Raw genomic sequence first — 11,737 nt, forward strand, 5'->3', positions numbered from 1 at the left:
TTCCTCCAGCAAGCCTGCCCGCTTCCCAGCCGGCAGGCTTTCTTTTTACAGACGGGCGGCCAGCTCCGCGCCTTCGCGGATGGCCCGCTTGGCGTCGAGTTCGGCCGCCAGCGCGGCGCCGCCGATCTTGTGGAAACGCGGACCGCCCGCCTGCAGCGGCTTGCCGTCCTTGTCGACGGGCGGCATCAGTTCCGTCAGGCTGTCCTGGCCGGCGCAGATGACCACGTTATCCACCGCCAGCAGGCGCTGCTCGCCGCCCACCGTGATGTGCAAGCCCTGCTCGTCGATCTTGTCGTAGGTCACGCCGGCCAGCATGGCCACGCCATTGCGCGCCAGCGCCGCGCGGTGCACCCAGCCCGACGTCTTGCCCAGGCCCGCGCCCACCTTCGACGTCTTGCGCTGCAACAGGAAAATCTGGCGCACGGGCGCAGGCGCCACGGGCGGCACCAGGCCGCCGCCCGTGGCCGCGTCCAGGTCCACGCCCCACTCGCCGGCCCAGGTGGCGACCGGCTGGGGCAACGGGTGCGCCGGGTCGTGCAGCAGATACTCGCCCACGTCGAAGCCGATGCCGCCGGCGCCGATAATGGCCACGCGCGCCCCCACGGGCTTCTTGTCCTGCAGCACATCGAGGTAGGACAGCACCTTCCGATGCTCGATGCCGGGGATGGCCGGCAGCCGCACCTTGATGCCGGTGGCGATGATGACGTCGTCATAGCCGCCGGCCAGCAATTGCTCGCGCGTCACGCGCTGGCCCAGGCGCAGCTTGATATTCGACAAGGCGATGCGGCGCGCAAAATAGCGTATGGTTTCCGTGAATTCTTCCTTGCCCGGTATCTGCATGGCCACCTTGAACTGGCCGCCCACGCTGTCGCTGCTGTCGAACAGGGTCACCTCGTGCCCGCATTCGGCGGCCACGGTGGCGGCCGACAGGCCGGCCGGACCCGCGCCGACGACGGCCACCCGGCGCCCCACGGCCTGCTTCGCATACACGAGTTCCGTTTCATGGCAGGCGCGCGGGTTGACGAGGCAGCTGGCGCGCTTGTTGGCAAACGTGTGGTCCAGGCATGCCTGGTTGCAGCCGATGCAGGTATTGATCTCGTCGGCGCGGCCCGCCGCGGCCTTGGCGACAAAGAAGGGGTCGGCCAGGAACGGCCGCGCCATCGACACCAGGTCGCAGTCGCCGCGCTCGAGGATGGCGTTCGCCTCGTGCGGCATGTTGATGCGGTTCGAGGCCACCACGGGAATACTGACTTCGCGGCGCAGCCGGCCCGCCACGCTGGCAAAGGCGGCGCGCGGCACGGAGGTGACGATGGTGGGCACCCTCGCCTCATGCCAGCCGAAGCCCGTGTTCAGTATCGTCACGCCGGCCTGCTCGAGCGCCCTGGCCACCGCCACCACGTCGTCCCAGGTATTGCCGCCCTCGACCAGGTCGAGCAGCGAATGGCGGTACATGATGATGAAATTGGGGCCGACGGCGGCGCGGATGCGGCGCACGATTTCCACGGGCAGGCGCATGCGGTTCTCGATGCTGCCGCCCCAGCGGTCCTGGCGCAGATTCGTGCGCGCGCACAGGAACTGGTTCAGCAGATAGCCTTCGCTGCCCATCACCTCGATGCCGTCGTAGCCGGCCTTTTGCGCCAGGCGCGCGCAGCGCACGTAGTCGCAGATGGTGCGCTCGATGCCGCGTTCGCTCAAGGGACGGGGACGGAACGGCGAGATCGGCGATTTTTTCGCGGAGGCGGAGACGACGAAGGGCTGGTAGCCATAGCGGCCCGCATGCAGGATCTGCATGACGATCTTGCCGCCCTCCTCGTGCACGGCGCGCGTCACCTTGCGGTGGTTCGGCACGTCGCCGAGGAAATTGAGGGTGCCGCCGAACGGCAGCAGCCAGCCCTGGCGGTTCGGCGAGATGCCGCCCGTGACGATCAGCCCCACGCCGCCCCGCGCCCGTTCGCGGTAAAACGCGGCAAGCTTGCCATAATGATAAAACCTGTCTTCCAGGCCCGTGTGCATGGACCCCATGATGACGCGGTTGCGCAAGGTGGTGAAGCCCAGGTCGAGCGGGGCCAGCAAATGGGGATAGGAAGTCATGGTCGGTCCGGTGGAAGATGGTTGCAGGGCGTACGGTAACAAGCATTGCCCGTGGCTGCAGCGTATTTCTCTAGACCGGGAGTTCTAAATCGCCATGGACGCGCCCGGCGGCGGCGCACGCAGCTTGTGTCGGGCGCAACTTTCCCGTAGGCTAGGTGGCATGACGCGACTCTTCCTCTGCCTGCTGATGCTGTGTGCCATCCCCGCAACCGCGCTGGCACAGGCGCAGGCACCGCGGCTGGACAAGCTGAAAGTCGACGTCAAGCGCATCGAGGTCGACGGCCAGCGTATGTACGAAGTCGATGCCAGCGGCAGCGTGCTGGCATCGCCGGCGTCCGTATGGAAGACCCTGACCACTTACGAGCGCATGAGTGAATTCGTGCCCGACCTCAGTTCCTGCCGCGTGCTGTCGCGCAACGGCAATGAAGTCATCATCGAGCAGCAGGGCATGGCGCGCTTCCTGTTCATGAACCACCCGATCCACCTGGTGGTGCGGGCCACGGAATCGCCGCCGACGGCCATCGACATCGCCCTGATCTCGGGCGACATGCGCCATTACGAATCGCGCTGGAATCTGTATCCGGTACCCGAGACGGGCGGCACGCGCATCGTCTTTTCCAGCCGGCTGATGCCGGGCTTCTATGTGCCGGGCATGCTAGGCACGGCCATGATACGCGGCGATATCGAACGCATGATGGCGGCCGTGCTGGCGCGCATCGACAGCCAGCATGCGGACAAGGCTGGTTAACGCCGGTTAACACCGGCGCAATCATCGCGGCAATTACGCCAGGTAGGTGTCGCGGTCGCGGATTTCCGCGAAATTCTCGAGATTGCCCAGCTTCACCGTGACGGGATTGAGGCTCGCTTGCGGCTGCATCGAGCGCCAGGCGAACAGCCATTCCTGTTCAACGGCCTCGGCGCGCGTCTTGGTGAAGGCGGCGCCCAGGGCGGCGCGCTGGCCATATTCGACGATGCCGTCGATGCCGGCCCAGCTGGGCAAGGTGCGCTGCACGGCGCGGTGCAGGCGTTCGCCGAATTCTTCCGTATTGTGGATGATCAGGCAGGCGTCGGCTGGAGCGAACACATCGAACAGTTGCTTGTCCCAGACCTGCGAAAAGCTGAGGGTCAGGCAATTGCCCGCCGGCGTCAGGCGGAACTGCCCCAGGCTCAGCGCCAGTTCGAGTTCGCTGCGCTGGCCGTAGCGGTGCAGGGTGGGGGGGCGTTGGTAATCGTGCATGCTGGACTCGTTCTTCAATAGTAGGGTAAACCGGCGCGGCCGCTTAACGGGGCGGGCGGATATGGCGCCGGATGCGCTGGGCCGTCGCGGCCAGGTAAATTTCGCGCAGTAAATAAATAAAACAGCCGATCAGGCAAATCACGGCCAGCACAAAGAAGGCGGCGATGTATTTGTCCAGGGTCAGGTTCAGAATATCGCCCAAAAACAGCATGGCGATGATGACGCACACGAAGAAACCGCACGCCGTGCTGAGGGAAATCGAATAATTGATCAGATGGGTACGCTTATACAAGGTATCCAGCTCATCCATATAAAAATCGTTGTAACCGATGTCGAGCCGGTCTTCCAGCACGCGCGTGCGGTCGATGATGCGGCCCAGGCGGTTCGTCAGCACCACCAGCATGGTGCCGATGCCGGTCAGCAGGAAAACCGGCGCGATGGCCAGCTGGATGATATGGCCGATGTCGCCGATCTGTATGTTCATGGTTAAAAAGTCGTGGGTTCACACCGGCGCCCGACCGTGGCGCCAGCACAGGCCGTAGTGTAGCAGGCGGCACGCGCAAGGTGCCGGCTTTGCCACCAGGCACGTTTCACGTTCATGCGAAGCCGCGCCCCGGCACGAAGCGCTCGGTGGCCTTCACCAGCGCCGACGCGATGCCGTGCTCGAGCGCGCCATGGCCCGCGTCGGGAATCATTTCCAGCTGCGCGCCGGGCCAGGCCTGGTGCAGGCGGTAGGCCGACAGCGGCGGGCAGATGGCGTCGTAGCGGCCCTGCACGATGACGGCCGGCAAATGCGCGATGCGGTGCATATTACGGATCAGCTGGTCTTCCTCGAAGAAACCGAGGTTGGCCATGTAATGCGATTCGAGCCGGCCCACGCCCAGGTCCAGCGCATCGTTCGGCGTATCTTCCGGCTGCGGCATCAGGTAGACGCGGCGGCCTTCGAAGCGGCTCCAGGCGCGCGCGGCCGGCCAGTACACGGCGGGGTCGCTGCTGAGGATGCGCTTCACATAGGCCGCCAGCAAATCGCCCCGTTCTTCGGGCGGAATCGGCGCGGCGAATTCCTCGTACAGTTCCGGATAAAACCAGCGCACGCCTTCGATGAACCAGTCGATTTCCGCCTGCGTGCATAAAAAGATGCCGCGCAGCACGAAACCGAGGCAGGCCTCGGGATGCGCCTGGCCATACGCGAGCGCCAGGGTCGAGCCCCAGGAACCGCCAAACACCAGCCATTGGGCTATGCCGAACTGGGCGCGCAGCGCCTCGATGTCGGCGATCAGCAATGGCGTCGTGTTGTTGCGCCATTCGCCCAGCGGCGTCGACTTGCCGGCGCCGCGCTGGTCGAACAGGATCACACGATAGCGCTGCGGATCGAAGAAGCGGCGGTGCTGCGGCGACAGGCCGGCGCCGGGGCCGCCATGCAGGAACAGCACGGGAATGCCGTCGGGATTGCCGCACTCTTCCCAGTAGATGGTGTGCAGCGCATCGACCGCCAGCATGCCGTGCCGGTTCGGCGACAGGACGGGAAACAGGGGCGACAGGGAGTCAGGCATGGCGATCCTCTCAATACGCCGGGCAAAACCTGCTGCGCGTCGGTGGTCGCGGCGGTTTTGTCCGGCGTTATCAACATTCAGGGTGCCAGGCAGCAGCTGCATGGCAAAGACCCAATTATAGTGCGGCCCCGGCGGCTCAGGCCAGCGGCAAGGGCAGGCGGTTCGACGACTTGATTTCGCGCATCGACAGGCTGGACTGGATTTCCGCCACGCCGGGCAGGCGGCGCAAGACCGTCGAGACGAATTCGCCATACGCTTCCAGGTCGCGCGCCACCACTTGCAGGAAGTAATCGGCTTCGCCCGCCACATTGTGGCAAGACAATATCTCGGGAATCGTCGCGATCGCCTGTTCGAACTGCGACGGCTGCTCGCCGCCATGGTTGGCAAACACGACGCGCACGAACGCCACCAGGCCGATGCCCAGCTTCTTGCGGTTGAGCAAAGCCTGGTAGCCGGTGATGAAGCCTTCCTCTTCCAGGCGGCGCAAACGGCGCCAGACGGGCGTTTCGCTCAGTTTCAAGCGCTCGGCCAGGCGCGCATTCGACAGCCGTCCTTCATCCTGCAACAGCCTGAGTATCTGTAAATCGGTGGCGTCGAGGCTAACTTCTGAAATTTTCATCTAATTATTATTCTTTTACAGGTGGAATCTACCCGAATACTAGGGCATAGCGGGCAGGAAAAGCAAGCACATTTCATCAAGGCAAGAACATAATGGGGGCCGGCGAGCAGGCGGCACACGGCCGTTGCTCCCGCCCTCATACTTGTTCGTTACCGAGCCGCGCCATGTCCGATTCTACCTTCCTGATGTACTTGCTGGCACTGGCTGGCGCCTTTTTATTGCCGGGCCCCGACATGGCGCTGGTGCTGGCCACGGGCGCGGCGCGCGGCGTGGCCACGGCGCTGGTGACGGCGCTGGGCATCGCCGGCGCGCGCGCCGTGCATGTGGCGCTGTCGGGCGCGGGCCTGGCGGCGCTGATGGTGACGCATCCGCAAGCCTTGCAGTGGGTCAAATGGGCGGGCGCCGCCTACCTGCTGTACCTGGCGGCGCGCCTGCTGCAGTCGGCCCTGTCGACCGGCACCACGCCCGATGCCGAGGCGCCGGCCACGGCGCACAGCGCCGGCGCCAGCCTCGTGCGCGGCTTCCTGACGAATCTGCTCAATCCGAAGGCACTGCTGTTTTGCAGCATGTTCCTGCCGCAATTCGTCACCGGCGCGGCAAGCGTCGGCATGCAATACCTGCGCCTGGGCGCCGTCCTGGTGCTCGTCGGCCTGCTGTTCGACGCCCTGTATGCCGTGCTGGCCGCGCGCCTGGCGCGCCGCCTGCGCGGCAAGCCTTCGCCTTACGGCAAGTTCGTGCTGCCCACCGTCTTCGTCCTGCTGGCGGGACGGCTCGTGCTGGGCTGATCTTTCAGCGGGGCCGGCGCGCCGTCCGTAAAGAAGGCGGGGTAAGCCTCGAGCAAGCTGCGCTCGAGGCCATTGACCTTGTGAAATTGCCGCAAGCCCGGCGCCAGCGCCCGGCCCGCATCCCAGCTGCGCCACGCATTCGGCGCGTCGAACTGCGCCAGCAAGGCGTCGCCCAGGTCCTGGTACACGGCCGCCATCCGCGGCTTCGCCTGCAGCACCTGCAGATACAGCGCCGTCGCCTCGGGCCACTGCCCCAGCTTGGCACGCAGATTTCCCTCGAACAAGGCCAATACCGGCTGTTCCATCCCCGTTTGCGCGCGCAAGTCCTGCACGGTGGCCAGCGCGGCCGCGATGCCCTCCTTGTCCTTGGCCAGCAGCGCGCGCGTCAGGACGTGGATGGGCTCGCACGCCTGCATCGCCTGCTGCTGTTCGCGCGACAGCTTTTCGACCAGCGCACCCGTGGAAAAATGGTCGTCCAGCATGGTCAGAAAAGCCTCGAACGGTTTGTCCGCCGCAAACAGCCGCTCGGCCTCGGCCCGCAGCGCGGGATGCGCCTGGGCATCGAGCGGCGGCAGCCGCGCCGCCTGGTCCAGCAGGCGCTCGAGCGGCGGCGCGCCGGCGGCAGCCTGGCGCGGCCGGTACGCGGCCAGCGCGTAATTGGCAGGCGCGTCCGCGCTGACCCGGCTGATGCGGAAACGCCGCGTGACGCTGCCGCCCACTTCCTGGTAATGCAAGGTGAAGTCGGCGGGAATGCGCTTGCCGCCGGCCAGCATGTCCAGCACCAGCGGATGGCCGCCCCACGTGTAGCGCAGGAACTGGGCGAACGCGCGCGCGTCGTCATCGCCGACGGGACTGCCGCCGATGGCGAGGTTCAGCAGCGGCTGCTGGTCCAGCGACCACAGCACGGCGCCATCGAGCACATGCGGCAGCAGCGGGCCGCGCCGCTTGTCGGCCAGCACCGACAACGCCTGCTCTTCATATACGCGCGGCGTCGCATGCTGTTCCACGCCGCCGGCCTGCAAGACCCCGGCGATCCCCTGCCGGTGACGCAGCTCGATGCTGCGATAGCCGACGGCGTCGAACAGCGAATAACTGTCGTAGGTGGCGGCCGCCAGATCGATCTCGTGGCGCCGGCGTGCTGAAAAATCGAGCACCGTCATGTGCTTGCCGGTGCTGACGCTCAGGTAATGCCTGCCCAGCACGATGTCGCTGTCCTGCGTTACCCGCGCGGGCAGGCTGGTTTTCACATCAGGATGGTTTTGCCGCTCGGTGGTGACGGCAAGGTGAAAGGCGACGCCGGCCTGCGCCGCGACGCTCGCCAGGAGAAGGACGGCGGCCAGACTGGCGCGGCGCAAGGTAAACAGAGCGATCATGAAAGGAGGCGCAAAGGGAAACACCGATTCTAAGGCAAAGCGCGCGCCTGCCCTGTTTTGCTTGCCAGCATAAAAAAAGACAGCCGCAGCTGTCTTTTTGTTTTACCTCAACAACGCTTACGACATGTGCTGGCCGCCGTTGATCGAGATGTTGGCGCCCGTGACGAACGCCGCCTCATCGGATGCCAGGTAAGCCACCAGGCCAGCCACTTCTTCCGGCTTGCCCAGGCGCGCCATCGGAATTTGCGGGATGATTTTGCTGTCGAGCACTTCCTGCGGAATCGCCATCACCATCTTGGTGCCGATGTAGCCTGGCGAAATGGTATTGACGGTGACGTTCTTGCGCGCCACTTCCAGCGCCAGCGACTTGGTGAAACCATGCATGCCGGCTTTCGCTGCCGAATAATTGGTCTGGCCGAAGGCGCCCTTCTGGCCATTCACGGACGAGATATTGATGATGCGGCCCCAGCCGCGCTCCACCATGCCGTCGCAGACGGGCTTGGTCATGTTGAAGACGGAGTCGAGGTTGGTGCCCATCACGGCGTCCCAGTTCGGCTTGTCCATCTTCTTGAAGGTCATGTCGCGCGTGATGCCGGCGTTATTGACCAGCACGTCAACGGGACCGATGTCCTTTTCCACGGCCGCCACGCAAGCGGCAGCCGAATCGTAGTCGGCCACATCGCATGGATAGGCCTTGAAGTCGTACCCCATGTCCTTCGTCGTCGCCAGCCATTCCGCGACCTTCGGATTGCCAGGGGAATATGTGGTGACCACACGATAGCCGAGCGCCGCCAGTTTGAAACAGACCGCTTCGCCAAGACCACCCATGCCACCAGTTACCAATGCAACTCTTGCCATTTTCATCCCCTCAGTGTCGTTCTATTGCTAAAAAGTTAATAATCTAATGAAAGCAATCCAAAACCGCCGCGTGACGGCGGCATACCGCATCGCACTCAAGCGTAGCGAGCGGCAGCGAGTTGTGGCCAAGAAGCGCAACCGTGCTGGAGCACGGTGAGCATCGCAGGCCGCAAAGCGCGCCGCGCAGTAGCTTGGGTGCGGTGCCAGCTACTTAGTCGCGTTCGATGGCCAGGGCCACGCCCATGCCGCCGCCGATGCACAGCGCTGCCAGGCCTTTCTTGGCGTCGCGGCGTATCATTTCGTGGATCAGGGTGACCAGGATGCGCGCGCCGGACGCGCCGATCGGGTGACCGATGGCGATGGCGCCGCCGTTCACGTTGATCTTGCTGGTATCCCAGCCCATTTCCTTGTTGACGGCAATCGCCTGCGCGGCAAACGCTTCGTTAATTTCCATCAAGTCCAGCTCTTCATGCGTCCAGCCGGCCTTTTTCAGGCACAGGCGCGACGCCGAGACGGGGCCCATGCCCATGACGGCCGGATCCAGGCCCGACGAGGCGTAGGCCTTGATGCGCGCCAGCGGCTTCAAGCCCAGTTCCTTCGCTTGCGAGGCGGACATCATGATGACGGCGGCGGCGCCGTCGTTCAGTCCCGAGGCGTTGCCGGCCGTGACCGTGCCGTCCTTGGCGAACGCGGGACGCAGGCCGGCCAGCGAGTCCAGGGTCGAACCGGGCTTGATGTATTCGTCGCTGTCGAAGACCACGGTGCCTTTTTTGTTCGCGATTTCCAGCGGCAGGATTTCATCCTTGAACTTGCCCGCTTTTTGCGCCGCTTCCGCCTTCAGTTGCGACTGCAGCGCGAATTCGTCCTGCTCGGCGCGCGTCACTTCGTATTTCTTGGCGACGTTTTCCGCCGTGATGCCCATGTGGTACTGGTTGTACACGTCCCACAGGCCGTCGACGATCATGGTGTCGATCATCTTGAAGTCGCCCATGCGGAAGCCATCGCGCGAGCCGTTCATCGCATGCGGCGACGCGCTCATGTTTTCCTGGCCGCCGGCGATGATGATGTTGGCGTCGCCGCACTTGATCGCTTGCGCCGCCAGGTGCGTGGCCTTCAGGCCGCTGCCGCACACTTTATTGATGGTAAAGGCCGGGATGGAGCTTGGCAGGCCAGCCTTGATGACGGCCTGGCGCGCGGCGTTCTGGCCGACGGCGGCCGTCAGCACCTGGCCGAGGATGGCTTCGCCGATCAGGTTCGGGTCGATGCCGGTTTGTGCCAGCAAGCCCTTGATTACGTGCGCGCCCAGTTCGGACGCAGGAATCTTGGCCAGACTGCCACCGAATTTGCCGACTGCGGTACGGCCGGCGGCCACGATTACGACATCATCCATTTATTTCTCCGATATGCAGGCCATGAAGGCCAAGGTCAAGGTGTTAATAGAATCCAATGAATCCGAATTCGGGAAGACACAGCAAGCTGTGTTTCATTCTAGCGTGGCATGCGCCACAGTTCCAGCGCCGCACCGCTGGCGGCAGCGATGGCAGCCGGCCCTGCGGTGGCGGCGGGCGGCCTGGCGCGGCGGATAGCCGCTGCCGGGCCGCAACGCGCTTACGCCCGGCGTGCCGGACGCGTGTTTTTATTTTTATCATACCCTTCATCGGCGCCACCGAAAGTGGTTTTTAGAAAATTATTGAAGGGAATAATCAGGGGCACCGGCGTTTGCTTTACCACCTGCAACAGCTCGTCAAATTTTTGACGCGATGCAGCAAACTCACCCTTTGTCACGGTGGCGAATTTGTCCTGGGTTTCCTGAGCAACATCCTTTGCCTGGCGGCCATACGAACCGATGCGCTCGATGGCCAGTTGCGACTGCGCGCGCGACAACTGCAGCAGTTCTTGCGGGTCTTTCGCCGACAGCAGCTGATTGCCCGCCACCGTAGCGGCCGCCAACGCCGTGCGCGCCGCGTCCAGCTGCAACTCGACCACGCTGGCGCCGCTGTCGTAGGCGGCCTTCGCATACGCTTGCGCACTGATCAGCTGTGCTTCCACGACGGCCTTGCCGGCCAGTGTCCATTGCTCGGAAAATGAAAACATTTCGTTCCTCCCCAATTTGAAGGCGGTGCCATGTTGCGCCGCACAGTGCTCCACTGTAAGCGGCGGTTCCCTGCTAAACCTTGATATATCTCAAGCTTTTCTGTTGGTTTGTGCCCACCAACGTCGATCAGGACAACAACTTGATACCATCGAGCGTCGCCGCGCACTGTTCGCGTATCACGCTGACGAAGTCGCGCACATACGCCTTGTCCTGCAAATGCTCGGGCACGGAGACATACAGGTCGCTCCATAGGCCGTGCTCGCCCACCGGGCGCGCCACCACATAATCGTAATCGACGTAATTCTTGATGGCCCAGTTGGGCAAGGCGGCGATGCCGCGCCGGCTCGCCACCAATTGCAGCACGGCCACGGTCAGCTCGGCCGTGCGACGCTCGAAGGCGATGCCGGCCGGCCGCAGCACTTCGCGGATCAGGTCGATGCGCTCTTCCGGCACCGGATAGGTAATCAGTGTCTCGCCCGTAAAATCCTGCGCCATGAGCCGGCGCTGCGCCTGCAGCCGGTGCTTCTGCGCCATCACCACCAGCATCTCGAAGCGGAACAGGGGAAACACGGTGAAGTCGGGGCCGTAGGGCGAACCGATCACCAGGTCCGCCTCGCCCGAGCGCAGCAGCTCGGCCGGCTCGCTGTGAAAGCCCGACACCAGGTCGATCTCCACGTCCGGCCAGCGCTGGCGGAACGCATCCATCACCGGCATCAGCCAGTCGAAGCACGTGTGGCATTCGAGCGCCACGCGCAACTGCCCCTGGTCGCCCTGCGACAGGCGCGCCACGTCGCGCTCGGCCAGTTCGATCTCGGGCAACAGCTTGTCGGCCAGCTCCAGCAGCCGGCTGCCCGTGGCCGTGAATGCGATCGGCATCGACTTGCGCTCGAACAAGGGCGCCTTGTAGCGCTCTTCCAGCAAGCGGATCTGGTGCGACAGCGCCGACTGCGTCAAATTGAGCAGTTGCGCGGCGCGCACCAGGCTGCCGGAGGAACGCAGGGCACTCAGGGTGCGCAGGTGGCGGATTTCTAGCATCGGGAAAAGGGATTCTGTGCGTGAATGATTTTCATGTTATTCGGCAAAATGTTTCGTTTTGATTATAGACCAGATTGCCGCACACTCTAGC

12 protein-coding genes are annotated in these 11,737 nt (G+C 64.2%); 2 read left to right on the top strand and 10 right to left on the bottom strand.

From position 1 onward, the window contains the following. Window positions 1-45 precede the first annotated feature (45 nt). Window positions 46-2,091, bottom strand: a complete 2,046-nt coding sequence (locus AC1RDJ_RS09510; RefSeq protein WP_493027297.1) for an oxidoreductase — start codon at window positions 2,089-2,091, stop codon at window positions 46-48. A gap of 160 nt (window positions 2,092-2,251) precedes the next feature. Here AC1RDJ_RS09510 and AC1RDJ_RS09515 point away from each other — a divergent pair, with 160 nt between their 5' ends. Beyond that, on the top strand, window positions 2,252-2,839 hold the full coding sequence (locus AC1RDJ_RS09515) for an SRPBCC family protein (RefSeq protein WP_335589247.1): 588 nt from the start codon (window positions 2,252-2,254) through the stop codon (window positions 2,837-2,839). A gap of 33 nt (window positions 2,840-2,872) precedes the next feature. On the opposite strand, the gene AC1RDJ_RS09520 is transcribed toward AC1RDJ_RS09515, so the two are convergent. The 4 genes from AC1RDJ_RS09520 to AC1RDJ_RS09535 form a co-directional block, all read right to left on the bottom strand. After that, complete coding sequence (locus AC1RDJ_RS09520) at window positions 2,873-3,328, bottom strand: hypothetical protein (protein WP_493027298.1); 456 nt, start codon at window positions 3,326-3,328, stop codon at window positions 2,873-2,875. 43 nt (window positions 3,329-3,371) lie between these two features. Then, window positions 3,372-3,812 (bottom strand): DUF2721 domain-containing protein, encoded by a 441-nt coding sequence (locus AC1RDJ_RS09525; RefSeq protein WP_071325824.1) that lies wholly within the window; start codon window positions 3,810-3,812, stop codon window positions 3,372-3,374. Between the two features lie 112 nt (window positions 3,813-3,924). Continuing rightward, window positions 3,925-4,881, bottom strand: coding sequence for a prolyl aminopeptidase (gene pip / locus AC1RDJ_RS09530; RefSeq protein ID WP_493027299.1), 957 nt, complete (start codon window positions 4,879-4,881; stop codon window positions 3,925-3,927). A gap of 136 nt (window positions 4,882-5,017) precedes the next feature. Further along, window positions 5,018-5,500 (bottom strand): Lrp/AsnC family transcriptional regulator, encoded by a 483-nt coding sequence (locus AC1RDJ_RS09535; RefSeq protein ID WP_010393611.1) that lies wholly within the window; start codon window positions 5,498-5,500, stop codon window positions 5,018-5,020. Between the two features lie 164 nt (window positions 5,501-5,664). Between AC1RDJ_RS09535 and AC1RDJ_RS09540 the strand changes: the two genes are divergently transcribed. Beyond that, on the top strand, window positions 5,665-6,285 hold the full coding sequence (locus tag AC1RDJ_RS09540) for a LysE family translocator (protein ID WP_232250999.1): 621 nt from the start codon (window positions 5,665-5,667) through the stop codon (window positions 6,283-6,285). Here AC1RDJ_RS09540 and AC1RDJ_RS09545 read toward each other — a convergent pair. The 5 genes from AC1RDJ_RS09545 to AC1RDJ_RS09565 form a co-directional block, all read right to left on the bottom strand. Continuing rightward, window positions 6,222-7,658: a hypothetical protein gene (locus AC1RDJ_RS09545; protein WP_493027300.1), complete on the bottom strand. Its 1,437-nt coding sequence runs from the start codon at window positions 7,656-7,658 to the stop codon at window positions 6,222-6,224. The genes AC1RDJ_RS09540 and AC1RDJ_RS09545 overlap by 64 nt on opposite strands. A 117-nt stretch (window positions 7,659-7,775) precedes the next feature. Beyond that, on the bottom strand, window positions 7,776-8,516 hold the full coding sequence (gene phbB, locus AC1RDJ_RS09550) for an acetoacetyl-CoA reductase (protein WP_071325827.1): 741 nt from the start codon (window positions 8,514-8,516) through the stop codon (window positions 7,776-7,778). 211 nt (window positions 8,517-8,727) lie between these two features. Next, complete coding sequence (locus tag AC1RDJ_RS09555; protein WP_071325828.1) at window positions 8,728-9,906, bottom strand: acetyl-CoA C-acetyltransferase; 1,179 nt, start codon at window positions 9,904-9,906, stop codon at window positions 8,728-8,730. A gap of 218 nt (window positions 9,907-10,124) precedes the next feature. Next, window positions 10,125-10,610 carry a phasin family protein gene (locus AC1RDJ_RS09560; RefSeq protein ID WP_071325829.1) on the bottom strand — a complete coding sequence of 162 codons (486 nt, stop codon included), beginning with the start codon at window positions 10,608-10,610 and terminating at the stop codon, window positions 10,125-10,127. Window positions 10,611-10,737: 127 nt separating this feature from the next. Next, the gene (locus tag AC1RDJ_RS09565) at window positions 10,738-11,646 is read right to left on the bottom strand and encodes a LysR family transcriptional regulator (protein WP_071325830.1); all 909 of its coding nucleotides are present in this window, start codon (window positions 11,644-11,646) and stop codon (window positions 10,738-10,740) included. Window positions 11,647-11,737: the final 91 nt, after the last annotated feature.

The organism is Janthinobacterium sp. GW822-FHT07H10, from assembly GCF_058798675.1.